This is a genomic window from Streptomyces nodosus, from assembly GCF_008704995.1.
In the GTDB taxonomy this organism is placed as follows: domain Bacteria; phylum Actinomycetota; class Actinomycetes; order Streptomycetales; family Streptomycetaceae; genus Streptomyces; species Streptomyces nodosus.
The window spans coordinates 127,098-144,250 of sequence record NZ_CP023747.1; the positions used below are offsets into that span (position 1 = coordinate 127,098).

The window sequence follows — 17,153 nt, forward strand, 5'->3', positions numbered from 1 at the left end:
GTGCCGCGCGTGGCCGGGTGCTGCGCCGGGGGCCATCACCACGCCCTTGTGGGGCGGGGGTGATGTGCGATGTGCGGCCGGGAGTTCGAGGGGTTGCGAGCACAGCGAATCATGCCGCCGCCGCGCCTCACGACCGGTGAGAAAGTCCGACGGTCGAGAAATGGCGTAATACTTCTGGCGCCGGGCCTCACACAACGTGATTACTGCTGCTTGCGGTGCTGGAGGCCGAGTTCTTCGTCCATGCGGAGCCAGTGATGGCCGAAACGATGTTCACTCTCACGGGTTACGGAATCGGTGGGCAGCAACACGATGTCGGCGAGAAGGGGGTGCTGCTTCCAGCTGGCGGGCGGGTGGTGCCGGGCGGATGTGCGGGCAACCCAGGCGGCCGGGACGGACAGTGAGTGTTCGAGGATGCTGCGCAAGTGGCGCCGGCTGAGGTGTTCTTGGTCCGGGAGCGGAAGCATGCCTGCTGCGTCGAGAGTCAGGGTGCCGTCGGCTCTGCGGTGGCAGGGCAGCAGCCGTCGGGGCAGGAGACCGGGCCGGGTGGCTGCCTGGGCGGTGGTGAGGTGCTGGCGGTGCAGGTCGGCCAGGGAAGAGACCCGTTTAGCCGGGGGCACCAAGTGGATGGCGCTGAGCTGCTCCTGGCGGCTGGTGCGGGTCTGGTGTGCGACGGCCATCTGCTGCAGGCGCGTCGTCTCTGCCGCGAAACCGGAGGTGACGCCGTGGACCTGTTCGACGAGAGCCTGGACATCGTCGGGGACGATGAGCGGTTCTTTCTCCAGGGCCGGCAGGAGCCGGGCGGTTTCATGGAGAGCGACAGCAGGCTCGACCGTGCCCCAGCCGGGCGGCAGGGCGGTCGCACCACGGGAGTTGACCGGGTGCAGCACCGTCAGTGCCGGGCTGTTGTCACCGTCCCACCAGGCGGGCCGGCGGTCCTGTCCCGTCCACAGGTGTGTGAAGCGGCCCAGGCGGCCCAGACGCTGCAGCAGACGTGCCAGAGAAGCGAGGTCACTGACCATCAGGTCGACGTCGATGTCCAGGCTCACGTCGAGGAGGCTGGTGGTGACGAAGACGCGCCGGCCCGGGCGCGGACCCGTCGGCCCCAGCTGGTGACGGAGGTCTCCCAGCGTGCTCTGCCGTCGCCGCCCCCTCACCCGGGCGTGGACGAGGACCAGGTCGTCAGGGGGGCCGGTCCACATGCGGCGCAGGTACGCGTAAGTGTCCTGCGCGTCGGCGACGGTCGCGCAGACCACGGCCGCGCATCCACCGTGGCGGATGACCGGCTGGAGCACCTCGGCGATCGTGGCCAGGCGCTCCCCCGCTTCGACGCTGCGGTCGGCCTGCCCAAGGCGCCGGTAGGTGACCGGGCGGACGCGGATGCGAGCGGACCTGCGCTGGGCGGCCCGCTGCTGAACCCGGGCCGGCTCGGACATGCGGTGGACGCCGGCGGTCGCCGCGTCCGCGAACAGCCACCCGGGGTAGCCGGGAGCGAACGACACACCGTTCAGACCGGTACGGCCGGCTCCGGACAGGTAGGCCCGCACCAGCTCGGTGGCGGTGGACGCGGGCATCGTCGCCGACAGCACGACGACCGGGCAGGACAGGGCTCCCAGCCACTGCAGCAGGCGCAGCAGCTGGAGCTGGCTGAACGGGTCCAGTGCATGGGCTTCGTCGATCACGACGGTCTTGCCCGACAGGGCCAGCATGCGCAGCGCACTGTGGCGGACGGGGAGGACGGCCATCTGCGCCTGGTCAGTGGTGGAGACGGTGTACTGGGCCAGGAGCGCGTTGTCCCGTCCGCGCAGCCACCGGTCGGGCCCCGCGGCGCCCGGACCGTACTCGGTCTCGTCGTCGGCAAAGGAGTCGTCCTGGTCGTCGGTGAACGGGTCGTCGGGCGGCCCGTCCAGGACGGAGGTGTCCGCCGGGGACAGGCACCGGCCGGTGTATGCCTCGTTGAGGTCGCTGTGGTGGTGCACCAGCGTCACCGGTGCGTACTCGGGCCGGTGGGCGCGCACGTACCGGTCCAGGACCTCGTAGGCCTGGTCGGCGGCGGCCGTCGCCGTCAGCAGCCACATCACCCCCTGGGTACCGCAGTGCTCGTTGAAGATCCGCGCCATCTCCAGAGCGGTCACGCTCTTGCCCGTGCCCATCGCGTCCGTGACCACCGCGATACCGCTCCCCCGCTCGGCAACCAGATGCGGCAACTCCTCCATCACGGAACGCTGCAGAGCATTGGGTTCCTCAAGTCCCGGGTGCGCGGTGGTGAACGGGACCCGGTCCAGTGCGAAGCGGGCAAGGCCGAGCCGCTCGACTTCCTTCTCGGCCTGGCGGCGGGCGCGACTGTGGTGCTCGGCGGCACCGAAGGACGGTGTGTCCGCGTTGGGCACCCAGTACCGGCGCTGGCTCGCGACCCGGTCAGCGACCATCGTCAGTCCCGTGATCAGCACCGCAGCCTCCACCGACACCCGCCCCGGCGCCTCGTCGACACCGAACAGGTGCCACAGCAGCCGGGTGTAGCGGCGGCGCAGATCCTGCCACGCGGGCCCGCCCAGAGTGGCCTCCACTCGCTGGACAGACGCCGCCCCGTCCACGTCGAGCTGCAGAAACCGGCCGTGATGCCCGCCCAGACACTGAGCAGCACGAACAGCGGGGCTATCGTTACCGCCAACGGCAAATCCCAGCTCGCTCAGCAGATGCAGCCCCACATGCATCGACGCACGCGCGTGCGGCACATGCACCACGGGGCCCGTGTCCGCCAGCAGTTCCTCGCCCAGCCGCACGTAGGCCAACGGCTCGGAGGACTGGAAGTACGGGATCAGCTTTCCGATGTCGTGCATGGCAGCCAGGAAACACACCAGTGAACGCGCCTGTCTCTGCGGCACGTTGAGCCCCGCACTGATGACCTTGTGCTGGCTCGGGGTCAGAAACCGGTCCCACAGCACCCCGGCCACTGCCCCCACATCGATCAAGTGGAACAGCAGCGAGTACATCCTCAGCGTCGCACGATCGAACTCGAGCTTCCCCCACGGACGACGGTCAACACCGTCGTACCGCCCGTCCTCAATAACTCCCATCCCCCAACGCTGCCACCCCCACAGACCTCACGAAAACATGATCGCCAGAAAGACGGAACATCCAGACCCACCTCCAGCCCGTGTGGCATCATTCCCCCAACCAGCACGAGCAAGCGACCGGCAAACTGCCTCAGAAAGCCGAGGTCAAGAAGGGTAGAGTCCGCGAGAGCGGGAGTGACCCGAGCGCAGCGGCATCCACATCCAGGCCGACACCGTAGAGTCCGCGCGAGCGGGAATGACCCGGCACGCAGGCGACTGCCGCGGCCCTTTCTGCCGTAGAGTCCGCGCGAGCGGGAGTGACCCGTCACGCAACGGCCTGCCCAAGAGCACCACCGGGCAGGACCCGCGCAAGCGGGAGTGATTCATGGCGCTGCCACTACAGCGGCCGCGCCAGGTCGCAAAGCCCGCGCGAGCGGGAGTGATCCGTCGTCCTTGCAGGACGTGGGAGTTGCACGGTCGTAGAGTCCGCGCAAGCGGGAGTGATCCGATGGGCCTGGGCATCGCCCGCCGCCTGGCCACGTAGAGTCCGCGCGAGCGGGAGTGACTCACACTCCAGCGCGCACGCGGCGGCCGTGATCATGTGCGCCCGAGCAAGCGAACTCGAAGCACCTGGCCGGGTTGGCCCGCGCGAGCGGGGGTGTCTCCTTCCACTGCGGCTCACCGGTGGGCATCTGCCGGCAGCGCCCGCGCGAGCGGGAGCGCCCCAGCCTGCTGCGCCTTGCTCGGTCCGTTCGCCGCGTAAAGCCCGCGCAAGCGGGAGTGACCCGACCTTGCCCCGGTCGACGACGATTGTCTGGGGTAGAGCCTGCGCGAGCGAGGACTGACGCCTCGAACGACAGTTGGGACGGGAGCGGCCGTTGTATAGCCAGCGCGAGGGGACGTGACGCGACCAGCGGCTCGGCATCGTCCCTCTTTCGTGGCGCGCCCGCGCAAGCGGAAGCGACTCGATCTGGCGAACGTCGTGGGAGTTGTGGTGGACGCAGAGCCTGCGCGAGCAGGAGTGACCCGACGCTGACCACCATCGCCTTGCATCTCCACCGGCAGAGCCCGTGCAAGCGGGAGTAACCTTGCCCCGGTCAACGACGATCATCTCGGGGTAGAGCCTGCGCGAAGGCAACGAGCTGCTCCGCAGCCGACCGGGGTGTCTTTTGTGTAGTGCCCGCGCGAGCGGGAGTGCCCCAGCCTGCCGCGCCTTGCTCGGTCCGTTCGCCGCGTAAAGCCCGCGCAAGCGGGAGTGACCCAGTCATGACGGTACGCAGATTCTTCTGCGCCGCGTAAGCCCGCGCGAGCGGGTGTGACCCGTCGCCCTCGTTACGGTCGCCGAAGTGCGCTCCGTAGTTTCGACGATGCACTGGAGCCTGCGGGAGCAGGGGTGATCCAGACTTCCTGTCCAGGACGGTGACCGCAGCGTTGCAGAGCCCGCGCGAGCGGGGATGACTCGTACACGTACCTGCTGAACGGGCTGAACACCAGGTAGCGCTTGCGCGGGCGGACGTAACTCGCGACCCTGCTGGGCCGGCCGGGCAGGGGGCGGTTCAGCCCGCGCGAGCGGGAGTGACTCGACGGTGATCGTCTCTTCGACGACCGCACTCGCCGCTCGCCGACCCCGGAGCCGTGGACCAGGCCACCGGACTGCGGCTGGTCGACACCCTCATCGACGTCGCTGGCGGCCCTTCGTCCGACGGGTACGCCTGTCAGGTCATCGCCGCCATCAACGATCCACTCCCCCGCCCCTATCCAGGCGTCCACGAGATCCCCGTCGACACCGACAACCGGTTCTTCGACCACGCACCACTCAGCGCCTGAAACGCAGACTCGTCATGCCACCCTGTGTGCCGGCGCGGTCGCGGCTACCGCGGCCACCCGGCCTCTGATGCCCACCGGCGACTTCCCTGATGCCCCCGGTCTCGGAACTGCGTGCCGCAGACCAAAACCCGCCTGTCTCTGCCGCAGAGACGCCCTCCGCTGAGTCCTCGAAATTTCTTGAATCTCAGGTGTTTCTTCACGTAACTCACGTCGCATAAAACCTCGCCGATCACAACGCGCCATTGCGACCCCTTCACCACGCTCCTACCTTTGGAGATTCCATCCCGGGGGGGGGAAGAGTCTTGACACCTGATCCGTACGAAGAGTACAGAAAAGCATTCGCCGCGTTCAGCGTGAAAGAAGCGGACCTGAGGGCAGGTAAGGCGCTCCAGAGGATCGGCTGGCTGATCCTGTTAGGTTCGTTAACCCTGACAGGCATACTGGGATACACCGTCATCGTTGGCCTGTGGAAGGCGAACGACGGCGTCACCCGATGGCTCTCTTTGATCATCGTCAACATCTTATGGATTGCGTGCGCATGCTGGCTGTACAGACATCACAAAAGCTTGGCGGAAAAGACGAACAAGTTCCGTGACGCGCTGCAGCAACGCCAGACGGCGGCCGCACAGCTCCCACTCGAGACGACCCCGGGCCTGCGCGTCTACCGGGAGGCCTCGCTCGATGTCATCGCCGCCTACCGGACACAGGCGAGCCGCAACAGACGCGTCCACAATTCATTCCAGCTGGTCATTATCACCGGGTCGATCGTTGTATCCACCCTCACGGCGATGAACGAAGGATCCAACGCAGCCCTGTCAATCATCACCTCATCCTTGAGCGCACTGGTCGGCATCTCCGCCGGAGTCACCGGATACTTCAAATTCCGAGAGCGCGGCACCACCTCACAGTCGACAGCAGACGACATCGAGAAGAATTACAACGCGAGCGGATTCCAACTCGGCGACTACAAAGAAATGGAGGAGACCACTCGACTCGTCCTCTACGCCGAAACGGTCGAAGCGATCAAAGAAGAACAGCGTAAACGCGAGATTCAGCTGGAGCAGAGCACCTCACGCGACGAGCGCTCAGCACAATGAGCGGCGGCAGGGAACATGCCGAACCCTCACGCGCCGAGGAGCGGGAGTTGTCGCTGACGACGGTCCGCTGGCTGCTGGCACCGCGCCGGCAATGGCGCACCCGTCGGCTGCGGGCCGCCCACGGACCCACCCTGCCCTACGAAACCGCTTGGTGCCTGGTCGCGCTCGCCGACGACGTGGGCAACCTGCCCTACGTGCGGCGGCGCACCCGCCCCGTGCCCAGCGTGCCGCCGGGGGTCATGGTCGATGTGTGGGCGCAGCTCGAGCCGGCGGAACAGCAGCGGCGCCGGGCCTGGCTGACCCGTCACAGCCGGACCCCACTGCACCTGTTGAGAGTCCCGGAGGAACTGATCGAGCTGGCGGGCCTGCACGTCACCGAATGGGCGCTCCCGCCGGACGTGCCATCGATCTCGCTGGTCGTCCAGCAACAGCCCCGGCCAAAGAGAACCGACTGACCACGAGAGGAGACAGACACAGTGCGACGCGTCGTTGACCGCGCCACTGCTCTGAGTAAGTGCCTGACACCGACACGCCTGTTCGCTTGAGAGCGGCTACTCCGAGCCGCGGATCACGGCGCCCTGACGGCAGCTCCAGGATCTCCGCGGACGTTGCGAAACAGCTCGGCCTCCGGCGTGCATCCTGTCCCCGCCGGTCTCGCGCCACGCCCCGGCCTCTTCGTCTTCGATCAGGCCGTACCCCTTCAGGTATGCGGCGTCGGCGCGCTCCCAGCGGCGTCGACGATGTCGCGGATGCGGGCCATGTCCCAGTCGGCCACCCGCAGCGCGGTGTCCACCAGGAGCTGAGCCTCTCCGACAGTCACGCCCACGATGCCGTCGCCAGCGGCAGCGGCCGCGACCAGGCTGTTGCAAACCACCCGGGACGTTGTCCCAGCCACGCCAGACGCCTTCCTGCTGGTCTTTTGCACTGCCGCGGCTGACCTTCTGAGTCAGCTGCGGGAAGGCCAGCACCAACTCGGTCGCAGCGCGCCAGACCGTGTCTCGCGCCTGCATCCGGTTCTCCGCTACGGTGCGGGACCGCAGCCTTCGCCCCGCCGCTGACGTGATCGCGCGTCGCGGTCCAGGAACAGGCAGTGCGGGCACAGTGGTGGCCTGTACCGAGCTGGCGGCTTCCACGAGCGGCTGGTGCGCAGCAGTTCCATGCCGTAGCTGGCGTAGAAGAAGACGGAGGCGCAGAGTAGAGCCCGAGCAAGCGGGAGTGACTCATCGTCGGCTGGCCCAGGTGCAGCACACGCGAGCGCGGTCGGGGGGACCATCCCACTACGCCTTCAGAGTGAAACAGCAGGTCACAGCCGTCTTCGTATTGTGATTCTCAGTGAACTCAACAGGCGATTCTCAGATGCCTGCATCAACAGTTCTCATGTTGCGTCTGAAGCAATCCCATGACGCCCCTACAACTAGCGGGCCATGGGCATCTCTCAGATGACATCGGAGTGAGAATCGCCTGTGGCACGGAAGCGAGAGTCAGCAGTCGCGGGCGAAGGCGAGGCCGATGCCGGCGGCGCCGGGTCCGCCGCCGGAGTAACCGCGTTCGAACAACCGAACTCCGTCGCCGTCCACGGCGCCCTCGTCGGCCACGTCGAAGGCGAGTGCGTCGTCGAGGTCCCGGACGGCGACGCGCACGGTGCCGCGTCCATGGGCGCGGGCATTGTCCAGCAGCACACCCAGGATCTCGGTGGCCGGCCCGCCCGGGATGCGTACGTCGTCCGGCACATCCTGGACGGCGAGCTCCAGTCGTCTGCCGTCTTTGGCGAGGAGTGCGTGCCACCGTTTCTCGGCCCGTGCCAGCAGCTCCCCCACCGGTCGGTCCAGCGCGGTGCGCCGAGGCAGACCGGCGGAGCTCGAGAGTCTGAGCACCTCCTCCACGGTCTCGTGCAGGCGGCGGGTGGCGGCCAGTGCCTCCTCAAGCACCGGCCGCGCGTCGTCCTGGGCCAGTCCGGCTTCCAGGGTGAGCTGGAGCCCGGTGAGCGGGGTGCGCAGCTGGTGGGAGGCGTTGGCAGTGAAGTCCCGTTCACGGCGCAGGAGTTCGGACAGGCTGTGCAACATGTCGTTGTGTGTCCGGGCGACCTGGTCGATCTCGATGATGGTGCTGGGCGCGGCCCGCGCGGCGAGATCGCCCTCGGCCACCGCCCGGCAGTGGCGCGAGAGGTCCTCCAGCGGTACGGCGAGCGCGCGAGCCTGCCGGCGGGCGACCAGGACGGCGACGGTGAGCGCGACCACTGCCACGCCCACCAGGGCGGCCCAGCCAGCGAACACACGGCCCCTCACCTGCGCAACGGCGGAGGAGGCACGGACCACGCCGATCACCTGCTCGGCATGGGCGACGGGCACGGCGGCGACCAGCTCACCGCCCGCCGAGGACCGGGTCACCTTGCCGGCCAGGGCCCGGCGGACCACGTCGCCGCCGCTCTGGGGCCCGGTGCCGGCACGCAGCCGCAGCTGCGGGTCGTACAGGCCGAGGCGCTGTCCGGACGCGGCCGTCGGCAGCTCCGCCGGGTCCCCCTGGAGGTAGTCCGGGTTCACCCGGACGGCGGCGGCCAGGGCCGCCCGTTCCAACGCGTCCCGCTGGTCGGCGTACAGGGAGGACCTGATGGCGAGGGCCAGGGGGACGGCGAGGAGGACGAGGGCGACCAGGACGGCGGTAAGGGCCACCCGCACCACACGCTGTCTCATGCCTTCATGATGCGGGCCGTCCACCAGCTGGCACGAAACCCGGCCCACGGTTTTACCGTCGCCTAACCGTCGGCGCGCGGGCCGTTAACCGGGCCGCTCCTAGCGTCTGGGAGGTGACCGTCCGGTCCCAGGCACCTTCTGGAGGGCAGTGGCCATGACACGTGTACGGACGTCCGCCATCGTGGGGCTTGTGCTCTGCGCGGCGTTGACCGCCGGATGTTCCGGATCCGGATCGAGGTCCGGGTCCGGCTCGGGTACGACGTCGGACAATTCGGCGTCGACGCCGGACAGGACGTCGTCGGCCGGTTCGGCGCCGGACGCCGCGGCGCCGACCGAGTCCAATCCGCCCGGCGACATCCCCGATAACCAGGCTTTCGTCGCCTACCGGCCGTCCGGCGGCTTCACCGGTTTCACGGTGAAGGTGCCCGAGGGCTGGGCCCGGACGACGAACGGCGCGACGACCGTGTTCACGGACAAGCTGAACCGCATCCAGATCTCCGCCGCGACCGTCACGACCGCGCCCACCGTCGGCTCGGTCACCAACACGGTTGTTCCCCAGCTGCGCGGCCAGGTATCGAAGTTCGCGCACCCGAAGGTGAGTGTGGTGCAGCGCAGGGCGGGCACCGCCGTGCTGCTGACCTACCAGGGCGACTCCGCCGCGGACCCGGTCACCGGCAAGGTCGTGCGGGACGCATTCGAGCGGTACGCCTTCTACCTGCAGGGCCACGAGGTGGACCTCACCCTGTCCGGTCCGGTGAACGCCGACAACGTGGACCCGTGGCGCACCGTCAGCGACTCCTTCGGCTGGCGGTGAGCGCGATGCCCGTACGGTCGTACGACGACGCCCTCACGGCCCGCGAGCTGTACCGCTTCTTCCGGGCCGGCGCAGAGGAGACGCTCGCACTGCGCGGTGTGTCGCTGCGGGTGGCGCGCGGCGAGACGGTCGCCGTGGTCGGTCCGTCCGGGGCCGGCAAATCCACGCTGCTGTCCTGTCTGGCCGGGCTCGACGAGCCGTCGGGCGGCGAGGTGCATGTGGACGGCGTCCGCATCAGCCACCGGCCCGAGACCGAACGCGCCCGGCTGCGGGCCCGGCACATCGGCGTCCTGCTCCAGACCCGCAATCTGCTGCCCCATCTGAGCGTGCGCGACAACGTGCGCCTCGCGCAGGGCGCCGTCCGCGGCCGGCCCGCTGCCTCCGCGGAGGCGCTACTGGACCGGGTGGGGCTGGGGGAGCGCCGGCATGCGCTGCCCCGGCAGCTGTCCGGCGGGGAACTGGCCCGCGCCGGGCTGGCCGTCGCGCTGGCCAACTCACCCGCGGTGCTGCTCGCGGACGAGCCGACCGGCGAACTCGACGGCGGCACCGAGCGGCTGGTCCTGCAGATGCTGCGAGACCGTGCGAAGGACGGCTGCGCGGTGCTGATCGTCACGCACAGCGCGGAGGCGGTACGAATCGCGGACCGGGTGATCAGGCTCGACGACGGTCGCACGACAGAGGGCGCCGAGACGGGTGACCAGAGCTTCGGCCGGGCCGCTGCGGAGGTGCACCATGTCTCCGGCTGACATACTGATTGACTGTCAGGACGCTGCCCTGACCTTCGGCCGCGGCCCGAACGCGGTGGTCGCCGTGCATGGCGCCGGGCTGCGGATCCGCGCCGGGGACCGGCTCGCGATCGTGGGGCGCTCGGGGTCGGGCAAGTCGTCGCTGCTGCATCTGCTGGCCGGACTCGAACAGCCCACGAGCGGCACCGTGACCTGGCCCGGCCTGACCGGGCCGCGGGACATCGGGCTGGTCTTTCAGGGCGACAGCCTCATCCCGGCGCTCGACGTCGTCGAGAACACCGCGCTGCCGCTGGTGCTCACCGGGATCCCCGACGACCGGGCACGCGCGGCCGCCCTGGCCGCGCTCGCCCTGGTCGACGCGGCCGAACTGGCCGACCGGCTGCCGGAGGAGATCTCCGGCGGCCAGGCCCAACGCGTCACCGCCGCCCGGGTGCTGGCCCAGGCACCGCGGGTGATCCTGGCCGACGAGCCCACCGGCCGCCTCGACCACGCCACCGGCAGCCGGGTCCTGGACGCACTGCTGACCGCGGCCGACGAGACGGGCGCGGCATTGGTCATCACCACCCACGACCCCACGGTCGCCGCCCGCCTCACCGCACGCCGCGCCATGCGCGACGGGCGGCTGGCGTCCGCGGACGACGCGGATACCGATCGCGCGGATGCGGACACCGCCCACAGCCTTGGAGAGCCTTCATGATCAGCGCATGGGCGAGCGGTCTCGCCCGCCACCGCACCGGCCGGCTGATCGCCGCCATGACTGGGATCGCGCTCGCCGTCGCACTCGTCGCCGCGCTCGGCTCCTTCCTGACCGCATCCAAGGCGACCATGACACAGCGCGCGGTGCGCTCGGTCGCCGTGGACTGGCAGGTCGAGGTGCAGCCCGGCGCCGACCCGAACGCAGCCCTGTCGCTGGTCCGCAAGACACCGGGCGTACGCTCCGCCGTCCCGGTCAGCCTCGCGCACAGCAGCGGCTTCACGGCCACCGTGCAGGGAAGCACTCAGACCACGGGCCCCGGCATGCTCCTCGGCCTCCCCGGCAACTACCGCACCCTCTTTCCCGGCGAGATCCGCTCCCTGACCGGCAGCCCCACCGGCGTGCTCCTGGCCCAGCAGACCGCCTCGAACCTGCACGCGGCACCCGGCTCCACCGTCAGCATCAAGCTCCCCGGTACCACGGACGCCCGCAAGGTCCGAGTGGACGGGGTCATCGACCTCCCACAGGCCGACTCGCTGTTCCAGAAGGTCGGCGCGCCCACCCAGTCACAGCCCACCGCGCCACCCGACAACGTGCTGCTCCTGCCCGCCGCGCAGTTGGCCTCGCTGACGGGCGGCGCCACCTCTGTCACCACGCAGATCCACGTCGCCCGCCACGCGGCGCTGCCCCACGATCCAGCCGCCGCGTTCACCGCGGTGACCCGCGCAGCCCACAACCTGGAAGCCAAGGGCGCGGGTTCGGTGCTCGTCGGCGACAACCTGGGCGCCGCGCTCGACTCCGCCCGCCAGGACGCCCTGTACGCACAGATCCTCTTCCTCTTCCTCGGCGTGCCCGGCGCGGTGCTCGCCGCCTCGCTGACCGCCGCAGTCGCGGGCGCCGACGGTGAACGGCGCCGCCAGGAACAGGCGTTGCTACGGCTACGCGGCCTCGCCCCCCGGCAGATCGTGTCCCTTGCGGGCCTGGAGGCAGCGCTCGTCGGCGTCGTCGGCGGACTCGCCGGCCTCGGCATCGCGGCGCTGACCGGTCGGCTTGCCTTCGGTACGGCCTCGTTCGGCGCAAGCGCCGGCACATGGATCGTCTGGTACGTCATCGCGTTCGTCCTCGGCGCCATGGTCGCCGCGGGCGCGGTGCTCGTCCCGGCCCTGCGCGATCTGCGGACGGTGACGGTCGCCGACACCCGCAGGACCGCGCGCCGCACCGGATCCCCCTGGTGGATGCGGATCGGCCTGGACTTCATGCTGCTGATCGGCTCGTGGCTGGTCTTCCGTGCCTCGTCCGGCAACCAGTACGCGCTCGTCCTGGCCCCCGAGGGCGTACCGAGCATCTCCGTGTCGTACTGGGCGTTCCTGGGTCCCGCGCTGCTGTGGATCGGGGCCGCTCTGCTGCTGTGGCGGCTCACGCTCCTGGCGCTGACCCGCGGCCGCCCGGTGCTGGCCCGGCTCGCGCGTCCGCTGACGTCGGCGCTGGCCGGGACGACAGCGGCCGTCCTCGCCCGGCGCCGCCGTCCGCTGGCCCGCTCGATGGTGCTGCTGGCGCTCGCGGTGTCGTTCGCCGTGTCCACGTCGGTCTTCAACTCCACATACCAGCAGCAGGCGGAGGTGGACGCCCGCCTGACCAACGGCGCCGACGTCACGGTCACCGAGCCGCCCGGCATGCAGACCCCGCCGAGCGCGGCCGGTGCGCTGAAGGTCTCCGGCGTCCGCCATGTCGAGCCGCTCCAGCACCGGTTCGCCTACGTCGGCTCCGACCTCCAGGACCTGTACGGCGTGCGCCCGGACACGATCACCTCGGCGACCTCGCTGCAGGACGCGTACTTCTCGGGAGGCACCGCGCATCAGCTCATGCGACGGCTCGCCCAGCGTCCCGACAACCTGCTGGTCAGCGCGGAAACGGTAAGTGACTTCCAACTCTCCCTGGGCGACACCGTCAATCTGCGCATCCAAGACGCGAAGACCAAGGCGCTGCGCACGGTGTCGTTCCACTACGCCGGAATCGTCAAGGAGTTCCCGACCGCGCCGAAGGACAGCTTCTTCGTCGCCAACGCCTCCTACATCGCAAAGGCAACCGGCAGTGACGCGGTCGGCGCCTTCCTGGTCGACACCGGCGGCAGCAACCAGAAGGCCGTGGCCGCACGGCTACGAGGGCAGCTGGGCACGAGTGCCACCGTCACCGACCTCACCCAGACCCGGGGCACCGTCGGCACCAGCCTGACCTCGGTCGACCTGGCCGGTCTGACCCGGATCGAGCTGGCCTTCGCGGTCCTGCTCGCCGCCGGAGCCGGCGGCCTGGTCCTCGCACTGGGGCTGGCCGAGCGCCGCCGCACCTTCGCGATCACCACCGTGCTGGGCGCCACACGCCGCCATCTGCGCGGCATGGTCCTCACCGAGGCGCTCGTCCTCACGGTCGGCGGCCTCACGGGCGGCGCACTGATCGGCTGGGCACTGTCCGAGATGCTGGTCAAAGTCCTCACCGGCGTCTTCGACCCGCCCCCGGACGCGCTCGCCGTCCCCGGCAGCTATCTGACCCTCACCGCGGCCGCCGCCATGGCCGCCGTACTCTCCGCCGCCCTCAACGGCGTACGCCGGGCCCGGCGCCCCGCCGTCGAGGAACTGCGCGACCTGTGAACACACCGAACGGCCCCTGCCCGTACGCTGCCCAGCATGCGCACACCCCCAGCAGCAGACCGGGGCCGTCTCGGCGTCCTCATCGTGGAGGACGACAACACCATCGGACGCCACCTCGAAACCGGCCTGCGCAGCAACGACTACGCAACCGCCTGGTTCCGCACCGGGGCAGGAGCACTCACCGAGGCGGCGCAGGCGTCATACGACGTGCTGCTCCTGAACCTCGGCCTGCCCGACATGGACGGCCTCGACGTCGCCCGCACCCTGCGCGCCCGCTTCCCCGACCTGCTGATCATCATCCTCACCGCCCGCACCGACGACATCGACGTCATCGCCGGCCTGGACGCCGGAGCCGACGACTACCTCGTCAAACCCTTCAGCCTGACCGTGCTCCTCGCCCGGCTCCGCGCCCACCTGCGCCGCCGGACCACCGCCTCCCCGCAACCGGAACCGGTCACGCTCGGCCACCTCGTCCTCGACGAGACGGCCCGCCGTTGCACCCTCCACGGCGCCGACATCCCCCTGCGCCCCAAGGAATTCGAACTCCTCGCCCTGCTCAGCCGACACGCAGGCGAGGCCGTCTCCCGAGAAACACTCATGGCAAAGGTCTGGGACGAGAACTGGTTCGGCTCCACCAAGACCCTCGACGTCACCATGGCCGGCCTGCGCCGCCGCCTCACCGCCGCAGCGAAGTCGTCCCCCCGCCCCGCGCGCCTGCCGCAGATAACCACCCTGCGGGGCCACGGCTACCGGCTGGAACAGGAACCCGGGTAGCCCGCATCTGGCAGCACGGCCCTCTTCTTCCTCCGCTACGACAGCCGCCCCGGCTCGAGTACCAACTCGCGCACATCCGGCACATCGCCGTAAGCCTACTCTCGGCTTGGGCGAGAGCGGCCCGCACTATCAGCCCGGTCCAGCACCTGCCCTGGGCATCAAGACCAGGTGCCGCCGACCTCGCGCGCGAAGTCCATCTCGTGGGTGACCACGACCAGCGTCATACCGGACTCGGCAAGGCCGTGGCACGGGTTCGCCTATGTCTGCGAGCGGCCGCGGGGAGCGTGCAGTAGCCACCATAGCTGCCGCGTCCCTACAGGGATGGTTTCCGAGCGAATAGTCCACATTGGAAAGATGCACATCACACAGCGCCTCCCCCATCTACGGCAGCTGTGGCAGTCGAGCCATGCGCTGGTGGCGATTCCGCTTGTACTGATCGTCGCGAGCACCCTGGCGGACCTCCACTCCCTGGCTTTGTAGGTGAGTTCCGAGAACGTCTGTTGCCCAGCGCTGCGAACGCCTGGTTTCACGGGAGAGTGATGTCGCTGAGTTTCGAGAACGCTCCGGTGCTTGCCTCGGGACCATGGTTGTGCTCTGCACGACGAGGGGCCCGGGTGCTGCCGAACCCAAGGCCGATCTGTACGCGGCGATCCGCCGTGATGCCAGGACCGGCATGTCGACGCGTGCGCTCATGCGGAAGTACGGGGTCGGCTTCAACACCGTGCAGAGGGCTCTGATCTCGGCTCTGCCGGAGCCGAGGAAGGCGATGAGGCCACGAACGACGCGCCTGGACCCCTACAAGCCGGTGATCGACGCCATTCTGAAGGCGGACCTGACCGCGCCGCGGAAGCAGCGGCACACGGTCAGCGGATCTACGACCGGCTGATGGACGAGCATGATGCCGTCGATGTCTCTTACCAGATGGTCCGCGCCTACGTCGCCGCCCGCCGTGAGGAGATCCGTCTCCAGGCCGGCAAGGGAGTGGTGGACGCGTTCGTCCCGCAGACCCACAGGCCCGGGGCGGAGGCCGAGGTCGACTTTGGCGACGTCACAGTAAGGCTGGCCAGCGAACTGGTGACCTGCTACCTGTTCGCGTTCCGGCTGTCGTACTCGAGTAAGGTCGTCCACCGCATTTTCGCCTCGGCGGGGCAGGAAGCGTTCTTCGAGGGCCACGTCCACGCTCTCAACGTGCTGGGCGGAGTGCCGACCGGGAAGGTCCGCTACGACAACCTTAGAGCCGCCGTTGCCCAGGTGTTGGGCCTCTCACGCCGCAGGATCGAAGCCGAACGCTGAACCGCCTTCCGCTCGCACTACGGCCTGGATGCGCTCTTACTGCCAGCCTGGCCTGCGCGGCGCCCACGAGAAGGGCGGAGTCGAGGGCCAAATCGGCTGGTTCCGCCGCAACCATCTGGTCCCCGTTCGCGAAGTGGACACGCTCGCCGAGCTCAACGAGATGATCGACCGGTGGGACCAGGAGGACGACGCCCGCCGCATCCGCTCCCGCCCCCGCACGATCGGCGAGTACTTCGCGGCCGAGCAGCCGCTGCTCGCGCCACTGCCGGAGGAGCCGTTCGAGACCGGCCGACTGTCCACCCCGCGGGTCGACCGCTACAGCCAGATCTGCGTGAGGATGAACCGCTACTCGGTGCCGGCGCGGCTGATCGGCCGCACGGTCCGCGTCATGCTCCACGCCTCCGAACCCGTGGCCTACGACGGCCGCGAAAAAGTCGCCCGCCACGAGCGGCTCATCGCCCGCAATGGATCCCGCCTCCATTGCGGACTTCGGCGAGCGCTTCGCAGAGGCTCTGGGAGGTCACCGCCTCCCCGCCCAGTGCGTGGTCCTCGGAGCGCAGGACCGTGACGGTAGGCGGCCGGGGCCTGCCGAAACGGTCAGGGATCGATCCCCACGCCATCGATCCGGCTCCACGCCCGCTCCTGCGCCGCGGCCATGGCCGGCCGGGCAGGCCCGCCCGGCCGGGGCGGGATTCGCGAGGCGTACGGCGCGGGATGGAAGGCCGGGTCGTAGAAGCACCCGCGCCGTTTTCCCGGAGCTGACTCGGCACCGAGATGCAGTGACGGTCCGGATGGTACCGCTGGTACCATGGATGTCATGACGGATCCCAAAGCAATGAATCTGCGCTTCCCCGACCCCGGGCAGCGGGCCGCCATCGCGGCAGCCGCCAGGCAGGCAGGGGTCAGCATGCAGGAGTACATCCTCTCGGCCGCCTATGACCGGGCGACCGCGGTGGAGCAGCGGTTCCTGGAAGGCTTCAAGGCGTCCATGGCCCGCAGCGGCGCGGTTTTCGCGGCCGAGCCCAGCAGCATCGACGCCAGCGCGGAGCAGCGGGCTATCGAACAGGAGGTGCTGCGGGAGCTTGAGCAGCAGGAGCGGGGCCGCGCCGCGTGAGCGAGCAGGAACCTCTCCACCCTCTCGACGTCACGTTCCTGCTGCACGCCGCCGAGCTGCTCGACGGTGATCCGCAGGTTGACGACTACGGGCCGCTGTATGCGGCCGTCGCCCGGGTCAACGCCCGGGCGATGGAACGGGACATCTACGGATCCCTGTACCTCAAGGCCGCCGCCCTGCTGCACACCCTGGCGAAGCTGCCGTGCTTGGAACACTCGAACGAGGCCTTCGCCTGGCACGCGACGGAGGCCTACCTGGCCCTCAACGCGCGCGCCCTCGACTACCCGCCCAAGGCAGCCGTCGCCTTGGTACGCGACGCGGGATCGGGAGCTCTCGGCGTCGCCCGGATCGCCCGACAGCTGCGCGACTGGACTGCCACCTGACCCGTCCCGCACCCGCCTCCAGC

16 protein-coding genes are annotated in these 17,153 nt (G+C 69.6%); 14 read left to right on the forward strand and 2 right to left on the reverse strand.

Features of this window, described 5'->3' with window-relative positions; all coding sequences use genetic code 11:
- Positions 1-200: 200 nt before the first annotated feature.
- Complete coding sequence (locus CP978_RS00620; RefSeq protein WP_043436679.1) at positions 201-3,074, reverse strand: CRISPR-associated endonuclease Cas3''; 2,874 nt, start codon at positions 3,072-3,074, stop codon at positions 201-203.
- Positions 3,075-4,688: 1,614 nt separating this feature from the next.
- On the opposite strand from CP978_RS00620, the gene CP978_RS00625 reads away from it, so the two are divergent.
- From CP978_RS00625 to CP978_RS00635, 3 genes are all read left to right on the forward strand, one after another.
- Positions 4,689-4,880, forward strand: coding sequence for a hypothetical protein (locus CP978_RS00625; protein WP_043436681.1), 192 nt, complete (start codon positions 4,689-4,691; stop codon positions 4,878-4,880).
- 302 nt (positions 4,881-5,182) lie between these two features.
- Complete coding sequence (locus CP978_RS00630) at positions 5,183-5,977, forward strand: DUF4231 domain-containing protein (RefSeq protein ID WP_158508299.1); 795 nt, start codon at positions 5,183-5,185, stop codon at positions 5,975-5,977.
- The gene (locus CP978_RS00635) at positions 5,974-6,432 is read left to right on the forward strand and encodes a hypothetical protein (RefSeq protein WP_043436683.1); all 459 of its coding nucleotides are present in this window, start codon (positions 5,974-5,976) and stop codon (positions 6,430-6,432) included. The genes CP978_RS00630 and CP978_RS00635 overlap by 4 nt, the downstream gene beginning before the upstream one ends.
- Positions 6,433-7,458: 1,026 nt before the next feature.
- On the opposite strand, the gene CP978_RS00640 is transcribed toward CP978_RS00635, so the two are convergent.
- The gene (locus CP978_RS00640; protein WP_043447800.1) at positions 7,459-8,667 is read right to left on the reverse strand and encodes a HAMP domain-containing sensor histidine kinase; all 1,209 of its coding nucleotides are present in this window, start codon (positions 8,665-8,667) and stop codon (positions 7,459-7,461) included.
- A 154-nt stretch (positions 8,668-8,821) separates the two neighbouring features.
- On the opposite strand from CP978_RS00640, the gene CP978_RS00645 reads away from it, so the two are divergent.
- The 11 genes from CP978_RS00645 to CP978_RS00685 all read left to right on the forward strand — a co-directional run bounded on the left by CP978_RS00645 (position 8,822) and on the right by CP978_RS00685 (position 17,130).
- Positions 8,822-9,481 (forward strand): hypothetical protein, encoded by a 660-nt coding sequence (locus CP978_RS00645; RefSeq protein WP_043436688.1) that lies wholly within the window; start codon positions 8,822-8,824, stop codon positions 9,479-9,481.
- A 5-nt stretch (positions 9,482-9,486) separates the two neighbouring features.
- Positions 9,487-10,227 carry an ABC transporter ATP-binding protein gene (locus CP978_RS00650; protein ID WP_052453889.1) on the forward strand — a complete coding sequence of 247 codons (741 nt, stop codon included), beginning with the start codon at positions 9,487-9,489 and terminating at the stop codon, positions 10,225-10,227.
- Entirely contained in the window at positions 10,214-10,924 is a 711-nt protein-coding gene (locus CP978_RS00655) for an ABC transporter ATP-binding protein (RefSeq protein WP_043436691.1), read from the forward strand. The genes CP978_RS00650 and CP978_RS00655 overlap by 14 nt, the downstream gene beginning before the upstream one ends.
- Entirely contained in the window at positions 10,921-13,566 is a 2,646-nt protein-coding gene (locus CP978_RS00660; RefSeq protein ID WP_043436693.1) for an ABC transporter permease, read from the forward strand. The genes CP978_RS00655 and CP978_RS00660 overlap by 4 nt, the downstream gene beginning before the upstream one ends.
- A gap of 36 nt (positions 13,567-13,602) precedes the next feature.
- Positions 13,603-14,340, forward strand: coding sequence for a response regulator transcription factor (locus CP978_RS00665; protein ID WP_043436696.1), 738 nt, complete (start codon positions 13,603-13,605; stop codon positions 14,338-14,340).
- A 354-nt stretch (positions 14,341-14,694) separates the two neighbouring features.
- A complete protein-coding gene (locus tag CP978_RS36005; RefSeq protein WP_260421104.1) occupies positions 14,695-14,820 on the forward strand; it encodes a hypothetical protein in 126 nt (41 codons plus the stop codon).
- A gap of 103 nt (positions 14,821-14,923) precedes the next feature.
- Complete coding sequence (locus tag CP978_RS35375) at positions 14,924-15,226, forward strand: hypothetical protein (RefSeq protein WP_043436699.1); 303 nt, start codon at positions 14,924-14,926, stop codon at positions 15,224-15,226.
- Positions 15,226-15,633: a hypothetical protein gene (locus CP978_RS35380; protein WP_227745261.1), complete on the forward strand. Its 408-nt coding sequence runs from the start codon at positions 15,226-15,228 to the stop codon at positions 15,631-15,633. Before CP978_RS35375 ends, CP978_RS35380 begins: the two co-directional genes overlap by 1 nt.
- Before the next feature lie 28 nt (positions 15,634-15,661).
- Positions 15,662-16,201 (forward strand): Mu transposase domain-containing protein, encoded by a 540-nt coding sequence (locus tag CP978_RS35385; protein ID WP_227745262.1) that lies wholly within the window; start codon positions 15,662-15,664, stop codon positions 16,199-16,201.
- A gap of 240 nt (positions 16,202-16,441) precedes the next feature.
- The gene (locus CP978_RS00680; protein ID WP_043436702.1) at positions 16,442-16,747 is read left to right on the forward strand and encodes a hypothetical protein; all 306 of its coding nucleotides are present in this window, start codon (positions 16,442-16,444) and stop codon (positions 16,745-16,747) included.
- Positions 16,744-17,130: a toxin Fic gene (locus CP978_RS00685; RefSeq protein WP_043436704.1), complete on the forward strand. Its 387-nt coding sequence runs from the start codon at positions 16,744-16,746 to the stop codon at positions 17,128-17,130. Before CP978_RS00680 ends, CP978_RS00685 begins: the two co-directional genes overlap by 4 nt.
- Positions 17,131-17,153 lie beyond the last annotated feature (23 nt).

Coding starts and splice junctions, on each gene's coding strand:
- CP978_RS36005 (WP_260421104.1), top strand. CDS start 14,695: ATGCACATCACACAGCGCCTCCCCCATCTACGGCAGCTGTGGCAGTCG.
- CP978_RS35380 (WP_227745261.1), top strand. CDS start 15,226: ATGGACGAGCATGATGCCGTCGATGTCTCTTACCAGATGGTCCGCGCC.
- CP978_RS00635 (WP_043436683.1), top strand. CDS start 5,974: ATGAGCGGCGGCAGGGAACATGCCGAACCCTCACGCGCCGAGGAGCGG.
- CP978_RS00650 (WP_052453889.1), top strand. CDS start 9,487: ATGCCCGTACGGTCGTACGACGACGCCCTCACGGCCCGCGAGCTGTAC.
- CP978_RS35375 (WP_043436699.1), top strand. CDS start 14,924: ATGGTTGTGCTCTGCACGACGAGGGGCCCGGGTGCTGCCGAACCCAAG.
- CP978_RS00660 (WP_043436693.1), top strand. CDS start 10,921: ATGATCAGCGCATGGGCGAGCGGTCTCGCCCGCCACCGCACCGGCCGG.
- CP978_RS00645 (WP_043436688.1), top strand. CDS start 8,822: ATGACACGTGTACGGACGTCCGCCATCGTGGGGCTTGTGCTCTGCGCG.
- CP978_RS00620 (WP_043436679.1), bottom strand. CDS start 3,074: ATGGGAGTTATTGAGGACGGGCGGTACGACGGTGTTGACCGTCGTCCG.
- CP978_RS00680 (WP_043436702.1), top strand. CDS start 16,442: ATGGATGTCATGACGGATCCCAAAGCAATGAATCTGCGCTTCCCCGAC.
- CP978_RS00655 (WP_043436691.1), top strand. CDS start 10,214: ATGTCTCCGGCTGACATACTGATTGACTGTCAGGACGCTGCCCTGACC.
- CP978_RS00640 (WP_043447800.1), bottom strand. CDS start 8,667: ATGAGACAGCGTGTGGTGCGGGTGGCCCTTACCGCCGTCCTGGTCGCC.
- CP978_RS35385 (WP_227745262.1), top strand. CDS start 15,662: ATGCGCTCTTACTGCCAGCCTGGCCTGCGCGGCGCCCACGAGAAGGGC.
- CP978_RS00665 (WP_043436696.1), top strand. CDS start 13,603: ATGCGCACACCCCCAGCAGCAGACCGGGGCCGTCTCGGCGTCCTCATC.